Origin of the sequence: Pelomonas aquatica (assembly GCF_026712205.1) — a bacterium.
GTDB lineage: Bacteria > Pseudomonadota > Gammaproteobacteria > Burkholderiales > Burkholderiaceae_C > Pelomonas > Pelomonas aquatica.
In genome coordinates this window covers 52,543-69,031 of the sequence record NZ_JAPPUW010000024.1, presented here as the reverse complement: position 1 = coordinate 69,031, position 16,489 = coordinate 52,543, and the positions used below count along the sequence as shown (strand labels likewise).

General features: G+C 72.9%; 12 protein-coding genes. 1 reads left to right on the top strand and 11 read right to left on the bottom strand.

The features are described 5' to 3' along the window. Positions 1-149: 149 nt before the first annotated feature. Genes NYP07_RS20420 through tssK form a run of 5 tightly spaced genes read right to left on the bottom strand, consistent with a single transcriptional unit; the run spans position 150 to position 8,908 of the window. Positions 150-2,003, bottom strand: coding sequence for a serine/threonine-protein kinase (locus tag NYP07_RS20420; RefSeq protein ID WP_268153580.1), 1,854 nt, complete (start codon positions 2,001-2,003; stop codon positions 150-152). Beyond that, entirely contained in the window at positions 2,000-2,701 is a 702-nt protein-coding gene (gene tagF, locus NYP07_RS20415) for a type VI secretion system-associated protein TagF (protein ID WP_268153579.1), read from the bottom strand. The genes NYP07_RS20420 and tagF overlap by 4 nt, the downstream gene beginning before the upstream one ends. Beyond that, positions 2,698-6,249: a type VI secretion system membrane subunit TssM gene (gene tssM / locus NYP07_RS20410; protein ID WP_268153578.1), complete on the bottom strand. Its 3,552-nt coding sequence runs from the start codon at positions 6,247-6,249 to the stop codon at positions 2,698-2,700. Before tssM ends, tagF begins: the two co-directional genes overlap by 4 nt. A 4-nt stretch (positions 6,250-6,253) precedes the next feature. Continuing rightward, positions 6,254-7,555 carry a type VI secretion system protein TssL, long form gene (tssL, locus tag NYP07_RS20405; protein ID WP_268153577.1) on the bottom strand — a complete coding sequence of 434 codons (1,302 nt, stop codon included), beginning with the start codon at positions 7,553-7,555 and terminating at the stop codon, positions 6,254-6,256. Positions 7,556-7,573: 18 nt separating this feature from the next. Further along, entirely contained in the window at positions 7,574-8,908 is a 1,335-nt protein-coding gene (gene tssK, locus NYP07_RS20400; RefSeq protein ID WP_268153576.1) for a type VI secretion system baseplate subunit TssK, read from the bottom strand. A 254-nt stretch (positions 8,909-9,162) separates the two neighbouring features. On the opposite strand from tssK, the gene NYP07_RS20395 reads away from it, so the two are divergent. Next, a complete protein-coding gene (locus NYP07_RS20395) occupies positions 9,163-9,702 on the top strand; it encodes an OmpA family protein (protein ID WP_268153575.1) in 540 nt (179 codons plus the stop codon). Positions 9,703-9,792: 90 nt separating this feature from the next. On the opposite strand, the gene NYP07_RS20390 is transcribed toward NYP07_RS20395, so the two are convergent. The 6 genes from NYP07_RS20390 to NYP07_RS20365 are packed head-to-tail and all read right to left on the bottom strand — an operon-like array spanning position 9,793 to position 16,482. After that, a complete protein-coding gene (locus NYP07_RS20390) occupies positions 9,793-10,179 on the bottom strand; it encodes a DUF4280 domain-containing protein (RefSeq protein ID WP_268153582.1) in 387 nt (128 codons plus the stop codon). A gap of 12 nt (positions 10,180-10,191) precedes the next feature. Continuing rightward, positions 10,192-10,950, bottom strand: coding sequence for a PP2C family protein-serine/threonine phosphatase (locus NYP07_RS20385; protein ID WP_268153574.1), 759 nt, complete (start codon positions 10,948-10,950; stop codon positions 10,192-10,194). Positions 10,951-10,960: 10 nt separating this feature from the next. Then, positions 10,961-12,541 (bottom strand): type VI secretion system-associated FHA domain protein TagH, encoded by a 1,581-nt coding sequence (gene tagH / locus NYP07_RS20380; RefSeq protein ID WP_268153573.1) that lies wholly within the window; start codon positions 12,539-12,541, stop codon positions 10,961-10,963. Positions 12,542-12,600: 59 nt separating this feature from the next. Beyond that, complete coding sequence (locus NYP07_RS20375; RefSeq protein ID WP_268153572.1) at positions 12,601-13,383, bottom strand: hypothetical protein; 783 nt, start codon at positions 13,381-13,383, stop codon at positions 12,601-12,603. After that, entirely contained in the window at positions 13,383-15,074 is a 1,692-nt protein-coding gene (locus NYP07_RS20370) for a hypothetical protein (RefSeq protein ID WP_268153571.1), read from the bottom strand. The genes NYP07_RS20375 and NYP07_RS20370 overlap by 1 nt, the downstream gene beginning before the upstream one ends. Positions 15,075-15,102: 28 nt before the next feature. After that, positions 15,103-16,482, bottom strand: a complete 1,380-nt coding sequence (locus NYP07_RS20365; protein WP_268153570.1) for a caspase family protein — start codon at positions 16,480-16,482, stop codon at positions 15,103-15,105. Positions 16,483-16,489: the final 7 nt, after the last annotated feature.

Sequence of the window (16,489 nt, the reverse complement as noted above, 5' to 3'; positions counted from 1 at the left end):
TGGTCTCGCTGGTGGATACCCACCAGCAACTCCAGCGTTTTACTTGAACCGCCGGATGCGGACCCGCACGTCCGGTGGTGTGAGAGGGCTGAGGGGGCGACCCCTCACCCTACTCGATTCCGTCGTTGTCGGCCCGGCGCCCAGGGTGCTCAGGGCACGATGTCGAAGATCAACCTGGCGGCGCCGTAGTCCTGGCTGCAGTCGCCGCTGGACGGGCAGGCGGCGCGGCCCAGGTAGGCGGGCCGGCGGCCGGCCTGATCGCCCAGCATGCTGGCGGCCTTGGGGCCGACGGCCAGCTCGGTCAGGCCGCTGTCCGCGCCGATCTTGAGCCCGCTGAGGTCGCGCGGCGTGGCGGACACGACGACGAAGAGCTGCTCGGCGCCGGCCGGCGGGCTGACGTCCATCGGCATGGCGGGGCCGGGCAGCGTGAGCGTCTCGCCGGCCTTGATGCGGTGCTGGGTCAGCACGGCGTTGGGCATCAGCTGGACCAGTGTGCCGTCGGGGCCGAGCGCGAGGACGTGGTAATAGCCGTCGCGCTCGGAGCGCAAGGTGAACGACAAGCGATCGTGGCCGATGCGTAGCTTCGTCTTCTTCGCCGCGACGTCGACCCTGAAGCCGACGCTCTGGCCACCCAGGACGCGCTCGAAATCGGCGTTCGGGTCGATGCTGGCCAGTGGCGCCGGCGAGGCGGGCGGTGTCGCCGGGGCCGTCTCGACGGCATTCGGCGCCGGAGCCGGCGGCAGTACGGCGACGGGCGCTGCCGCGGCAGGCGTGCTGCGCCTGGGCTGCGGCGTCGGCGTCAGCGACAGATAGGCCACGATGCCCGCGGCGGCGAGCCCGACCGCGCCGAGACCGGCGTACAGCGGCGTGCGGGACGAGGCGCGCGCCGCCGCCGGGCTGGGCGGCGTGGACGCGGCGCTGCCGAACCCGGCCAGCGGATCGGGTGCGGGCGACGGCGACGCACCGGGCCGGGCCGGCCGGATGACGGTCTTGTCGTCATCCGGCCCGAAGTCGTCGGGCAGCGTGGCAGGTGCGGCGGGCCCTGCCTGGTTCAGCTCGGCGATCAGCTGCGCGACGCTCTGCGGGCGGTCCTCGGGCTTCACGGACAGCGCGCGGTCGATCGCGTGCAGGAAGCCGTCGCCGTACTGGCCGGCCACCACCTGGCTCAGCGGCTGGTAGGTGTCGCCCATCATGCGGCCCACCGACGGCGGCGGCGTGCGGCGCGTGATGGCGAAGTAGACGACGGCCGCCAGCGCGTAGATGTCGGTCCACGGGCCCTGCTTCATGTGCGGCACTTCGGCGTACTGCTCCAGCGGCGCGTAGCCGGGCTTGAGGATGACCGTGAGCGCCTGCGTCATGTCGCTGATGACGCGGCGCGCGGCGCCGAAGTCCAGCAGCAGCGGCCGCGTGTGCGAGCCGCCGAGCAGGATGATGTTGTCGGGCGCGATGTCGCGGTGGAAGCACTGCTCGCCGTGGATGACCTTCAGCGCCTCGGACAGCGGCGTCAGCAGGCCGCGCAGCCAGGCCTCGTCGGGCGGGCCGGGCAGTGCCTTCAGCGTGTCCTTCAGCGTCTGGCCCTCGTAGAAGGGCATGACCATATAGGCCGTGCCGTTGGCTTCCCAGAAGCGGTAGACCTTGACGAGGGCCGGGTGGTCGAACTGGGCCAGCAGCCGGGCCTCGTTGATGAAGCTCTTCAGGCCGGCTTCGAAGGTGTCGCGGTAGCGCTCGGCCTTCACGCTGACGCTGGTGCCCGCGCCGCGCGAGGCCAGCTGCGACGGCATGTACTCCTTCAGCGCGACCTTGCGCTGCAGCGAGTGGTCCATCGCCAGGTAGACGATACCGAAGCCGCCTTCGCCCAGCGTGCGCGTCAGCTCGAACTCGGCCAGGCGCGTGCCGATGGGCAGCGAGTTGCCGTCGCCCATTGAGGCGGCCTGGTGCGGTTTGTCGAAAGCTGCGGGGCTGGGCTGGATCTGCGTCGGCAGATCGTCGTCGGAGGCGGTCATGGTGCGGCGGGCGCGGCGCCGAACAGCAGCCGCATGTCGTCGGTGGGAGGCAGGCCGCGGGTCACCAGCAGGCGTCGTTCGCCGGACTGCCCGTCGGCCCACCAGAAGGCGTGGCCGGCCGAGGCCTGGCGCCAGGCTTGGGCCTGGCCGTCGGCGACCAGCGCGACGATGGCTTCGGCGCCCGCGGCCGGGTGGGTGGAGGAGCTGCTGCCCATCGGCAGCAGATCGGTGATGGTGGCCGGCACGTCCCAGCCCGGGCGTGGGCATTGGGCGAGCTCGGCTTCCAGGCGGTCGATGGGCCAGTCGTCCTGCAGCGCATCGGCGGCGAGGTCGTCGAGGTCGTGCAGCCAGCTCAGCAGCGCGCGCAGCTCGGCCTCGCTGCGGGGCGACTCGACCAGCGGCGCGATCAGCGTCAGCGGGAAGTAGCGGCCGATGCGGTCCACCGACGGCATCAGCACGCCGGCCCAGGCGTGGTCGCCGAACGGCGCCGGCAGCAGGCCCGGCATCAGCACGAAACGCCAGGCCGGGCAGGCGAGGTAGTGCTGCAGCCAGTCGCCGGGCGACTGCTGGCGCAGCTGGGCCAGGCCGGCGGCCAGCCAGCCGTCCCAGAGCGCGACGAAGTCGGGCTCCAGGCGGCGCGACGCGAAGTCGCCGAGGCTGGGCAGCTTGCCGTGCCAGCCCGCGACCACGCTGCTCACATCGCCCCCGGGCAGCGGAACTGCGAGATCTCGCGTAGCCGGAACGGGTTGAAGACGCTGGCGGCCGTCACGTCCAGGCGGGCGCGGCGGCCTTCCAGGTTCAACAGCACGCTGAACTTCTCGGGCTGGGCGCCGGGCTGCACCTCGAAGCGCTCGAACAGCCGGAACAGCGCCCACGGGCCTTCGAACATCAGCGGCGTGGCCAGCGCCGGCGCCGTGTTGAGCTTGATCTGCGAGGCCACGCGGGTGCTGGGCCAGGTGATGGTCTGCGCCGTGCTGCCAGGCGTGAAGACCAGGTGCTGGCCGTCGATGTCCAGGCTCAGTTCCTTGAGGCCGTCGGCCAGCTCGCCGGCGCGGATGTCGACGCGGAAGCCTGCCGCCTTGCCGCCGCCGCGGAAGAACACCTCGCGGATGCGCGCCGCGCGCTGGAACTCGGCCAGCGCAGCGGGCGCCGCCGGGCGCGTGCCGTCGGGCAGCGGCTTGTAGCTCCAGCTCGCGGTGCCGGTGTCCACCAGCGGCTGCAGCCGGCGCTGGAAGAAGTCGTCCAGCATGCCGCCGTTGCCGAACAGCTGGCCGAAGTCCTCGGGCAGCACGTCGGCGCGCGAGTTGGCCGCGAACGGGTAGCGGTTGGCGATGGCGCGCTGGCAGAACTCGGTGATGGGCCGCAGCTCGGCCGTCAGCAGGTCGCGCTCGGCGCTGCGGCCCTGGCGGTCGCCGGCATCGGCCAGCGTCTCCAGCACGCCGCGGATCAGCTCCGGCTGCTGGCCGGCCGCGGCCTTCAGCTTGGCGCCGCCACCACCGCCGGCGGGCGGCGGCGCCTTGCTTTTCTGCGCGGCGTCGATGGCCACGAGCTGCAGGTTCAGCTCCTCGAACAGCTTGCGCGTGTCGTCGATGGGCGCGGGACTGCCGGTGACGAGGCGGCGGTAGTTGGCGAAGTGGTCGTCGACCATCTGCTCGACCGCGACGCCGCCACCGGCCGCCGGTGCGGCACCGCCGTCGGACAGCGCGGCCGCGTCGGCCTTGGCCTGCTTGACCTTGTCGCTCAGCGCGGCGGCCGCGCCGGCCAGGCCGCCGGCAGGGGCGGCCGGCGGCGGCACCAGCGTCGTCTCCTCGGCGATGCGGCGCGTCAGCTTGGTCAGCGGCGAGTCGGGCGACGCGAGCAGGCGCGAGGCCTCGATGCTGCCGGCCAGGCCGCCCAGCTGCACGAGCTTCACGTCGGCCAGGTATTTGTCCCAGACCTTGATGTATTCCTCCAGGAACAGCCGGCGCACGCGGTTGTTGAGCTGGTCGCCGAGCAGCGCGTCCTTCTGGCGCTGCGGGTCGGCCGGCACGCCCAGCACCCAGCTCTCCTCGGCGGCCAGCTTGCCGGCGACGAGCGCCAGCGACGACTGGAAGCTGCGGCGGTAGCCGTCGCGCGTGTAGAGGCCCGGGATGCCGCGCGTCAGCGGCTCGCCGCTGGCACGCGTGAAGACCTTGGCCGCGTCCGGCCCGGCCGCGGCGGCGACCGAGAACTCGGGCGCGTTGCCGCCGCGGTTCTGGCGCTTCAGGCGGCTGAACACGCGGTACTCCAGCGGATAGGCCACCAGCATCTCGCGCACGCTCGCGACGAGGTTCTGGTCCATCGGTGCGATGGCGGCCGGCGCACCCAGCGCGAGCAGCGCATCGAGGTGGGCGTCCAGCTGCTGGCGCTGCTCGGCGGTCAGGCTGCGGGCGTACTGCTGGTCCCAGTCGCTGCCGATCCAGGCGCGCAGGCTGTCCGCGTCGAAGTGGTTCGGCGAGTACAGCATCAGATAGGACTTCAGCGCCTCGTAGGCGTTCTCCAGGTTGTCGCGGCTGGCGGCGCGCAGCCGCTCCTGCAGCCGCGCGGCGATGCGCGGCGCCAGCGCGTGCGGCAGCGCACGCTCGTAGCCCAGGCGGGCGCCGGCGTCGAGCTTGTTGCCCTGGTAGAGGCCGAAGGTGGCGAGCGCGGGCGGCTGGTCCACCGGGAAGTCCGCGGGCGCGGCGGCGGCGCGGGCCTCGGTCAGCGCGGCCAGCGCGACCGTCACGTCGCCCTGCGGCGCCGGCGGCACGGCGGCCAGCGCCTGCTGGACTTTGGGCAGGCCGGCGGCAACGTCCTCGGCGTAATGCCCGTTGCGCGTGTAGCTGACGGCCCAGCCGACCAGCAGCGCCACCGACAGCGTCGCGAGGCCCGCCACGCCGGACCAGTACAGCAGGCGGCGGCGGCGCTCGGCCCCCGCGTTCCAGACGCCCAGGCCGCGTTCGACGAAGACGAGGTCGTGCAGCAGCTGCGACAGGAAGAAGCTGCGCCCCTGGCCGGCCAGGCTGGCCGACGCGCGGCGCGTCAGGCCGAAGCTGCGGCCCAGCGCGCCCATGACGCGGTCGATGGGCGTGCCTTCCTGCGTGCCGCTGGTGAAGTAGACGCCGCGCACCGGCGGCGTCGCCTGCAGGCTGCCGCCGGACGCGAACACGGTGGCGAGGAACTCGCGCAGCGGCCCGCGCAGCGCGGCGAACTCCTGGTGGAAGCCGAAGGCCGCGGCGCGGCGCTGCGGGTCGCGCGTGGCCAGCAGGCGTTCGGGCATGCGCTCGCCCAGGCGCTGCTCCAGGCCGGCATAGCCGCCGTCGAAGGCGGCGGTCACGTCGGCAGTCACGTTGGTTGTTGCGCCGTCCTGCCAGGGCAGCGTGAAGCCCCAGACCTGGTCGCGCTCCTCCTTGGGCAGGTCGGCGAAGTTCTCGTTGAAGCCGGCGATCAGGTCGACCTTGGTGACCAGCACATAGACCGGCGCGCGCACGCCCAGCTTGGTCTGCAGCTCGTGCAGGCGCTCACGCAGCTTGGCCGCGTGCTGCGCGCGCTCGGGCGCACCCTGCTGCAGCAGGTCCTGCACGTTGACGGTCAGCAGCACGCCGTTGATCGGCTGGCGCGGGCGGGTCTTCTTCAGCAGGCCGAGGAAGCTGTCCCAGGCCTGCGCGTCGACCTTCTCGTCGGACTCCTGCAGCGTGTAGCGGCCGGCGGTGTCGATGAGCACGGCCTCGCGCGTGAACCACCAGTCGCAGTTGCGCGTGCCGCCGACGCCGCGCAGTTCCGCGCCCTGCTTGCCGTCGCCGAGCAGGAACTGCAGGCCGGCATTCAGCAGCGCCGTCGTCTTGCCCGAGCCCGGCGCGCCGATGAACATATACCAAGGCAGCTCGTAGAGGTAGGCGCCCGGCTGCAGCAGCGAGCGGCCGGCCGCGCCCTTGAGCCGCGTCATCGCCTCGGCGAAGCGCTCGGCCAGCACCTGGGCCTCGCGGTCGCCGGCGGTCGCGCCGCCGCTCATGCCCTGGATCAGCGCCGCGTTCGTGCGCCTGCGCCGCCAGGCCTTCCAGGCGAGGCGGGCTATCCAGCCCGCCCACAGCAGCGCCAGGATCAGCACGCGCACCCAGGTCGGGTCCAGCGGCCGGTGGTCGCCGATGCCGATCAGCGGCCCCACCCACCAGATCACGGCCGACAACACCAGCACGGCCAATGTGCCCAGCAGCGCGGGGCTGAGCAGCTTGGAGACGAATCGATTCATGGCTTCAGTTGCCCTGGACGGCGAGCGTGATTTCGACGCGGCGGTTGCGTGCGCGACCGGCCGGCGTGGCGTTGTCGGCGACGGGGCGGCTGTCGGCCACGCCCTCGGCGCGCAGACGCTGGCCGCCCAGCGTGGGCAGCAACAGCTGGCGCACGGCCTCGGCGCGCTCGCGCGACAGGTCGAAGTTGGACGGGAAGCGCAGCGAGCGGATCGGCTGGTTGTCGGTGTGGCCGGTGACCGTGACCTGTCCCGGCAACTGCGCCAGCGCCGCGGTGATCTCGGCCAGCAGCGGCTTCACGCCACTGGCGACCTCGGCGCTGCCGGGCTCGAAGAAGCCGTCGCCGGCGATGGTCACGATGGACTTGTCGGCCAGGTCCTGCACCTGCAGCGCGCCGCGCGCGATGGCGGCTTGCAGCAGCGCGGCCAGGCGTGGCGCGGCGGCCGGCGGGGGCGGTGGCGGCGTCAGCGCGGCGGCGCGCACGTCCATGGCCTGCAGCGTGTCGAAGGTGGCGTCGGTGCGTGCGTGCAGCGACAGCCGCAGCGCGATGAATACCAGCAGCAGCAGGCCGGCCGTCAGCGCGGCCAGCACCCACAGCGGCAGGCCGTCGGCCAGCCTGGCCTGGCCCAGCGCGACGCCGCGCCACTGCGGCGACAGCTCGCGCAGCGGCGGCCCGGCCTGCTCGCGCAGCAGGCTGGCCAGGCGCTCGCCGACGCTGTCCAGCTGCGCGCGGCCGTTGTCGAGCACGCGGTAGCGGCCCTCGAAGCCCAGCGCCAGCACGACCTGCAGCAGCTCCAGCAGCGGGCGCTGGCCGGCGACGTTCTCGGCCAGCTTGCCGAGCAACTGGAAGACCTTCTCGCCGCCCCAGCTCTCGTTGTGGAAGTGCACCAGCAGGCTCTGGCTGGACCAGGCGCCCGAGCCGCCCCAGGGCGTGCTGGACGCGCACTCGTCGATGAAGCTGCACAGGATGTAGCGCGCCGCGACGACGTGCTCGGCCGGCAGGCCTTTCGCCTGCGCCTGGCGCTCGAAGCGCTTGACCGACTCGATCAGCGCCGCGCGCAGCCCGGCCGGGTTGGGGTGCTGGGGCATGGACCGCAGCTGGCTCGCGGTGGACAGCAGCGGCGCGGCCAGTTGCAGCAGCGGGTTCAGGCCTTGCGGCAGCGGCAGGTCATCGGGCAGCGCGGCAGCGGCCGGCGCCGTCGATGCGGGGCCTTGCACCTGCGTCGTCGCCGGCGCGGCACGCCCGGCGCCGGGCTTGATGATGGTGCGTTCCTGCTCGAAGGCCGAGAAGGGGTCGTTCTCGTTCATGGACCTGGCCTCCCAGAATTAGCGAATGGCCCAGAGCTCAAGTTCGAGCCCGGGGAACTCGCCGGCGATGTGCATCGCCAGGCCGCCGGAGGTTTCGAGCTGCTTCCACATCTCGTTGCCGCGCGTCTCCAGCTCGAAGTAGTTGAAGCCGGCGTGGTAGGGGATCTGCCGCGGTGCGACCGGCATGGGCCGCAGCGTGACGCCCGGCAGCTGCAGGTTGACGAGGTCGCGGATCTTCTCGGCCGGGCCGATCTTGACCTGCGTCGGGAAGCGCGCGCGCACCGCGTCGCCCGGCATCTGCGCATTGACGGCCAGCACGAAGCTGGCGCTGCGGCGCAGCTCGGCATCGGCGATGACGGCCACGCGCACGCCGTACTTGCGGTCCTGCAGCTCGATCGGGATGGCCGACTGCTCCATGACCATGGACAGCGACTGGCGGATGTCGGCCAGCACCGGCTCGTAACAACCGGCGAGGTCGTGGTGGGCGTAGACCGGGAAGCTCGGCGGGCGGCGCTTGTCGCGGAAGCAGGCCAGCTCGCCGGCCAGCGCCAGGCACATCGCGTACAGCCGCTCGGGGTGCAGCGGCCGCAGCTGGCGCGCGTGGTCGAACAGCGGCTCGTGGCGGTTGACGGTCTGTAGCAGCAGGAAGTCGGCGATCTCGCCGACGCCGGCGCGGCCCGGTTGCGCCAGCCGCGCCGCCAGCGCCTCGCCGCGCTGGTGCAGCATGCCCAGCACCTCGCGCAGCCAGCCCTCCAGTTGCACCTGCTCGCTGACCTGCAGCGTCGGCGGGACGTAGCGCGGGTCCAGCACGACGCGGCCGTCCGCGCGGCGCTCGACGATGCGCGCCACGCCCAGGCCCACGAAGCCGTTGCCGGCGCGGCTCTCCAGCACCAGGCGCAGGTTGAGCCGGCCGATCTGGATCGGCGCCTCGCTGAGCTTGCGCGCATGGCCGTCGGCGACGGACAGCTCCAGCGCGTGATAGCGCGGCGGCATGCCGGCCTGCTCGCCCTCGACGTCGCTTTCCGCGACGCCGGGCTCCGCGCGCGCGACGGCCAGCAGCACCAGCTCGTCGCGCGTGTCGGCGGGGATGTCCAGCGCGGGTGGGGCGGGCTCGTCGTCGGGCATCGCGAACGCCAGGCCGTCGCGCATGACGCCGGTGGCGCCGGTCAGCGCCAGCTGGCCCTGCAGCAGCGCCGGCTGGTCGATCTGCAGCGTCATGAAGCCTTCCGGATGCAGGCTGGCGCAGGCCAGGCGGGCGTCCAGCTGGCGTGAAAAATAACGTTCCTGCTGCTGGAAGTGCTGGGGCTGCAGGAACATGCCCTCCGTCCACATCACTTTGTTATGCCGGGTCATAGGGTTGAAAGCAAAGAGAAGGACTCGCGGTTCTGAGGATGGCAGCGCAACGGGCGGTCAGCGTCCGGCGCGAACGATACACGGCGCCTGTGTCACCGGGACAGGGGGCCGAACCCGGTTCCGAACATTCAAGGGTGTTGTCCGCGCAGGCCGAAGGCTATGATTTGTAGACGCCTTCGCCATCCATTGCGAGTGTTGCGGTGCCGGCATGCGCAATTCTGTGTTGGCCGGGCAAGATTGACCGGGAGTTCGCCATGTTTGCTCGTCGTCCGCTGCCTTTGTTCCTTCTGACGGCCGCCATGCTGGCCGGTGGCGCTGCGCAGGCCCAGGAGACCGTTGACGTCGGCAATGGCGTGCCGAGCGTCGGCGCGGTCAAGGAAGGCCTGTTCCCGGAAGATGCCTGCGAACAACTGGTCGCGGCCGGCTTCAAGTGCATGGGCTTCAAGCCTGCGGTGCGCTTCTCGTTGCCGGCGCTGGCCTTCAAGGTCGGCTCGGCCGAAATCCCCGACGGCCTGCGCAAGCAGCTCGATGTGTTCGCCGAGGCCCTTGCAGCCAAGCGCGGCAGTGGCAAGACGGTGCGTATCGAAGGCCACGCCGACGCCTCCGGCGCCACCGAGGCCAACCAGACCCTCTCGCAGAAGCGCGCGGAAGAGGTCAAGCGCTACCTGGTCGCTCATGGCGCCGAGGAGAGCATGCTGACGGCCGTGGGCCTGGGTGCCAGCGAACCCAAGGTGAAGGATCCGTTCGCCGCCGAAAACCGCCGTGTCGAGATCGGCCGCCAGACGCCTCCCTGAGCCTCGCCCGGCTCTGCGCAGCGCCGCCTTCGGGCGGCGTTGTCGTTTGGCTGCGCCGAACCCCTAGCCTCTCAGGCCAGGCCTGGGGTTTCAGGGGATCTGATGATTGGTCTGGCCGGCGTCACTGAATTCAATGACACCGGCCCACAGGCACATGAGCTTGCTGGTGTTGTCCAGTGCCGGGAAGTTGGCCACCAGCACGGTCGGCGCGCCGGGCACCCACGGCGCCGGCGTGGCGGGGACGCAGGGCATGGGGGTCAGCGTGCCCATCGCGGCGGCGGTCGCGGCGGCCACGGTCGGGTTGGCCAGGCTCTTGCACACGCCGAACGGCGGGATGTTGGCGATGGAGATGTGATCCATGATGTTCGCCGCGACCTTGTTGTTGGTCATGATCGGCTTGGGCGTCGGGATCAGGGCGCTCGGCGAAGCGCCCATGCTGCACTTCATCTGAGAGCCCATGCAACATTGGAAGGGCATCGCGGCCTCCACTCAGAAATGGGGTTGGCTCAGCCACAGCGCCATCGCGCTGAAGTTGTCGTAGCCGGGCTTGCCCGCGGTGGCCGCCGTGACGCGGCGGCGCAAGGCGTCCAGCCAGGCGCCGGGCGCCTGCGCGGCGGCCAGCGTGGTTTCGAGATCCTGGTCGTCGAGGTTCTCCCACAGGCCGTCGCTGCACAGCAGGAAGCAGTCGCCCGCGGCGAGGTCGACCGGGCCGGGGCCGGCGCTGACGTCCAGTTCGTCGGGCCGCGTGCCCAGCGCGGAGCGCAGCTCGCTGCGGCGCGGGTGGTGACGCAGCTCGGCCGCCTGCACCAGTCCGGCTTCGACGAGGCCTTGCACCAGGCTGTGGTCCAGCGTGCGGCTGTTGAGCCGCCCGTTGCGGAACCAGTACAGCCGCGAGTCGCCCGCGTGGGCCCAGTAGGCGCGGTGCTCGATGAAGTCCACGACCAGGCAGACGACGGTGCTGTGCATGTCGGCGCTGCGCGTGCCGGCCTGGCGCTGGTCGAGGATGGCCTGGTTGGTCTGGCGCACGAGGCCGGCGAGCTGCTCGCCGCAGTCGTCCGGGTGGGCCTGGATGGCGGCGAGCAGGCTCTGCACCGCGAGGCGCGACGCGACATCGCCGCCGCCGTGGCCGCCGGCGCCGTCGGCCAGCACGCAGGCGAGATGGCGCCTGGAATGCCAGTGGCCGCAGGCGTCTTCGTTGTAGGGGCGCCCGCCGCGTTCGGACAGGATGGCGACCTCCATGGCCAGCATGGCGGCCTCTTCAGCGGCCCGACGCGTGGCCGGGGCCCGGCTCGGCTTCCAGCGCGTCGAGCTGGGCCTCGTAGGCCTGCAGGAAGGCCTTGCCGAACAAGGTGTGGAAATCGTCCGCCGCCTCGCGCGACAGCTGGGTGTACAGCTGCTGGAACTGCTCCCACAGCTGCGCCTTGCGCGAGCCCGGCAGCAGCGCGGCGAGCGCACCGCGCTTGGTGATGGCGCTGTCGAGGGCGGCCGGGTCGAAGCGGGCCAGCACGCCGTCGAGCGCCGCGCGCATGCCGGCCATGACGCCGATCTCGTGGGCGCGCAGGTCGTCGAAGGCGTCGCGCATCGCGCGCGCCGGCGGCATGAAGCCGGCGGCTGCCGGGCCCAGCAGATGGGTCAGCGCCGCGTCGACATTGGGCGAGAACTTCAGCGGGTTGTTGTCCCGCGTGACGATCATCGTCACCTGGGCACGCACCTCCTGCTTCAGCGCGGCGCGCGCGCGCAGCAGCTCCACGGCGCCGCGGGTCGATTCGCGCAGCAGCTCGCCGATGAGCCGCATCGTGGCCGGCGTCAGCGTCTGCAGCGGCCGCGTCGGCAGGCCCAGGCCGGTCAGCAGCGCATCCAGCAGCGCAGTCGTGTCGCCGGTCGGGGCGGCGACCGGCGCTGGGGCCTGGACCGGGCCGCTGGGCGGCGGCGCGTTGTTGTTGCCTTCCAAATGGCGGACATCGGGCAGCGTGATGACCTTGTTGTCCTGCATGGATTCGTCCCAGGACAGCACGGCGCCGGCGGGCGTGGCCGGCGTGGTCACGGACGGCGGCGTCAGCGCGGCTTGCCAGGGCAGCTGGAGGTCGGAGACGGTGTCGGCCGGCAGCAGCTGGGGCGCGCGCGCGGGCTGCATCAGCGCGCGCAGCGGGTCGGCGTCGGCGGCGGTGTTGGCCGCTGGCGGCGCTGCGCTCAGCACGCCCAGCGGGTCCGCCGGTGCGGCGCCCATCGGCCCGAGGCCGAACAGATCGTCCAGCGACGGGCCGGCCGACAGCGGCGCCTGGGCCGGCGCACCCAGCCCGAGCGGGTCGCTGGGCGTGGAGATGATGTGGCCGATGGTGACGCCGCTGGTGGGCATCTCCGGCGCGAAGGGGTCCCAGTCGGCAGGGATGGCGCCCATCGACGCGGCGGGCGCGGGCGCCGGTGGCGGCGGTGCGAAGAATGCCGGCGCCGCCGCAGGCGGAGGCGGCGAGGGCGCACGGGTCGTGGGGCTGCCGAACAGGTCGCCGAACGGATCCTTGGCGACGGTCTGGTGGCCGGCGCGCACCCGGATCACATAGCCGCCGACATTGAGCGTGTCGCCCGGCTTCAGCGGCGCCTCGCGGCCGTTGCCCAGCGGCGCGCCATTGACGCTGATGGCGTTGCTGCCGCGGTCGACGACGGCGAAGGCGCCGTTGCGCAGCACCACCTGGGCATGCACGCGCGAGATGGTGCGGTCGGGGTCGGGCAGCACCAACTGGTTGGTGGTGGCGCGGCCGATGGTGCCGCCCAGTTCGTCGAAGCTGGCTTCGCGCGGCTCGGTCGGCGCGCCGTTGTAGCTGCTGACGGACAGCACGATCATTCGCGGGTTCCCTTGTTTTCCTGGGGTTCTGGACGAGCCGGAAAGAGCATACGACAGCGTCAGCGCAGCACGTAGAGCCGGCCGTCGACGACGGCGATGCGCATCGGCATCGAGACCTTGCCGCCGTCGGGCCGGTCGAACTGCAGCAGCGGGCCGCCTTCGGTCGATAGGCATTCGACGAGGCGGCCGTCGGCCGTGGCGCGCAGCTTCAGCGTCGCCGCCGAGGGCAGCGAGCCGCGCAGCGCCTTCTGCGCGTGCAGCAGCTGCACGCGGGCGCGCCAGCGGGCCAGGTCGTCGGCCGGCTTGCGCTGGTAGGCGGCGGCCAGTTCCTCGAAGCGCAGCCGCGCGGCCACGAGCCAGGGTTCCGGGTCGCCCTGGGCCAGCGCCAGCGCCTGCTCCTGCGCGAAGGCCAGCACCGGCGCGGTCAGCGTGCCCAGCTCGGGCAGCGGCGGCGCGTCCTGCCAGCGCCAGCGCGGGAACTTGACCGGGATGTCGACCTCCTGCTGCACGACGGCGTGGGCGCGGTAGAGCTCGCCGTCCTGCACGGCCCAGTCCAGCGTCGCGAGGCAGCGCGACTGCTCGTCGCCGGCGGCCTGGCCCACGCGCGGCAGCAGCAGCTGCACGCGGGCGGCGCGCGGGCCGTCGGACAGCCGGGGCTCGGGCGCCGGCGCGGCGGGCTCGATGACCAGCTCCAGCCGGTTGGCGCCGGCCAGCGTGAACTCGTGGACGGCCAGCGCCTGCACGCCGCCGGCGGCGCCGACCTCGGCCAGCGTGAAGCCGTTCAGGCGCGCCTGGGCGGCCACGCCCCGGGCCTGGAGTCGCAGGATGAGCAGGCGTTCCATCAGCCCAGGCTCCAGTCCAGCAACGGCACGGAGCCGAGCAGCGCGACATGCTGGCCGCTGCGGCCCAGCAGCGGATCCTGCACGGCCATCGGCGCGACGACGGGCTCCAGCGCCAGCTGCAGGAACCATTGCCAGGCGCCGCCGCCCTGCGGGCTCTGCCGCAGCCCGAAGGCGCCGACCAGCGCGCCGGTGGGCGGGCCGAACTCGCTCCACAGCAGGCCGGTCTCGCTGGCCAGCGGCGTGAACTCCAGCGTGACCGGGCAGCGGATGCGCTGCTGCACCGGCTCCAGCACCTCGGCCAGCGGCGGCTCGGCGCTGTCGCGGTTCAGCTGCAGCGCCAGCTCGGTGGACAGCGCGATGCGCAGGCTCAGCTGGGTGCGCGTGCCGGCCTGCTCGATCTCGCCGGTCAGCACGAGGTCCAGCGTCATGCCCAGCTTGAAGTCGCCGACGACGCGCAGCAGCGGGTCGGCGTTCAGGCCGGCAGGGCTCTCGCGCAGGCCCCAGCTCATCGCGGCGTGGCCGTTGAACAGCCCGGCGCGCAGGCTCATGCGCGGCGACTGCGCACTGGCCGACCAGGCGCCGAACAGCTTCTCGGCACCCGCCATCAGCGCGGCCTCGATGCCGGGGCCCAGGCCTTCGCCCCACCTGGGCGCGGCACGCGGCGCACCGTCGCGCGCGAGCCGCACGCGCAGGCCCTGCGACGCGGGCGGCAGCGGCGGCGCGGAGGTCTGGCGCGGCCAGGTCTGCTCCAGCAGGCGGTCACGCTGCCAGGTCAGCAGCCACTGCTGGGCCGGCCACGACCAGACCTGCAGATGCTGCGAGCCCAGCGGCACGCCGCGGTCGCGCAGGCCGCAGCTGTTCAGCTCCAGCAGCGTCAGCTCGGGGGCGGGCTCCTGCAGCAGCAGCGCGCCCCAGCCCGGCGGCGCGGCGGGCGGCGGCAGCGCAGCAACGCTCCAGCTGGTGGTCTGCGCGGCATGGCCCTGGCAGGCCATCAGCCCGTGGCCGCCCAGCCAGCGCAGCTGCGGATGTGGCACCGGCAGGCCGCACTGGCCGTGCTGCGCCTGGCGGACCTGCAGCCGCGTCTGCGGGCCTTCGCTGGCGGCCTGGCTCAGCAGGCACAGGCGCTCCACCGTGGGTTCGCCGGCGCCGACGCGCAGCGCCGGCGGCGCGGGCGGACCGGGCAGGTGTTGCCAGGCGCCGCCTTCGAGGCGGTATTCGCGGCGCCAGTCGAGGTCCAGCGCGCGGAACTCCAGCGCCTCGATGTCGCAGGCCTTGCGCGGCAGCGGCGGCGTGTCGTCGTCGACCCGGGCGCGCCGGTCGAGCGCATCGACGAGGCGCGCGTCGTTGGCGAGCAGCAGCTGCGCCTCGCCGCCGCGGCGCGCCAGTTCCTCGGCACCGGCGCGCACCAGCTGGTGCAGCTTGACCCAGTTGCCCAGGCGCTCGTCCACCAGCAGCGCCAGCGCCCATTCGTTCTCGGGCCGCGTCTCGAAGGCCGGGCCGAAGGCGAAGCACAGGTTCAGGTAGCGCGCGGCGCTGTCGACGTCCAGCAGCCCTTGCGAGCGCGCCTGCTCGCCGACGCGCTCGACGAAGGCCTCGCGGCGCTCGCCCAGCCGCGCCGCCATGTCGGGCCAGCCGGCTTCGATGAGGGCGACGAGGGCGGGGTCGAGTGGGCCTGCGAGGGTGTCGGACATGGTCAGGGGGCATTCGTGCCGCCCGGGATCATTTGCGATAGTGATCCAGCGTTGGCGGCGGTGTATACCCCAGTTCGCGGGCGCGCGACTCGAATTGGGAGGCCAGCAGCGGCTGGGCGCTGCGGCGGTAGTGCAGCGCGAGTTCGTAGGCGGCGATGCCGTTGCCCAGGCCGGCCGCGTACTGCAGCCAGCCTTCGTAGCGGCCCGGCGCGGACGGCGTGTTGGCGTCGCGGTAGCTGCGGGCCACGCGGGCGGCGGCGTCCTTGTCGCCGCGGGCCGACTTGTGGATGTCGGCGCGCAGCTCCCCGGGCATGCCTTCGGCGACGTTGAAGGCGGTCCGGTACAGGCGCACGTCGGCGCGCTTGAGCACCTGGCTGGCCTCCCTGGCGCCTTCGCGGGCGGCCAGCGCGGCGGTGGCGCGGCGGCCCTGGGGGTGGCGTTGCAGATAGCCGTCCGCGAGCTGCGAGACCTCCTGCGGCCAGAGGTTCCGGTCGACGGCGGCCCAGTCCTCCAGGTCGTCGGGTGCGCGCGGCGGTGCCGGCGGCGGGGCGCTGTCGGGCCGGGCCGGCAGCGCCAGCGTCACCGGGCGGCGCACGTCCTTGGCGATGAAGGAGTCCTGCGCCAGCGCGCGCACCGCCTCGACCGGGTGGTGGCGCATCGTGTTGAGCACGTCCAGCCGCACGATGGAGAAGAAGTCCGACCAGGTCGCCTCCTCGTCGGCGACGTTGAGCATCTTGACCAGCGAGGCGGTGTAGAAGGTGCTCAGGTTGGCCGAGGCGGGCGCGATGGCGGGCTTGCCGGCGCCGGTGGAGAAGGCCACCAGGAAGCCCGGCGGCACCTCGATCTGGTTCAGGCCGTCGCTGGCCTGCACGGCCGCGCGGATATTGGTGCGGCAGGCGTCGATGACGGCGATGGTCAGCGCGTTGGGGCGTGCAGGCATGCGCTCGACGACGTCCTTGATGACGCTGATGCTGCTGTGGCCCAGCACTTCGGCCCTGGCCTTGGGGCTGGTGCCGGCGCCGACGAGCAGGCTCTCGGCGTCCAGCTGCAGGCCGTGGCCGGTGAAATAGAAGAAGGCGACCGTGTCCGGCGGGCCGGACCTGACGCTGGCCGCGAAGGCCGCGATGGCCTGGCGGGTCCTGGCGGCGTCGATGTCCAGCGCGTCGGTGACGCTGAAGCCGCGCTGCTCCAGCGCGGCGCGCAGGTCGTGCACGTTCTTGTGCGTGGGCGGCAGGTCGTCGGGCTCGGGGTAGTCGCGGTTGCCGACGAGCAGCGCGAGGCGGGTCGTGGGCAACAGATCGTCCTCGCCCGGCTGGGCTTGGCTCAGCGCCGGCGTGCCGGCGATCAGGGCCGGCAGGGCTTCGAGCACGGTGCGGCGGCGGAGATCCGCGGGGCTGTCGGGGGTCATGATCGGT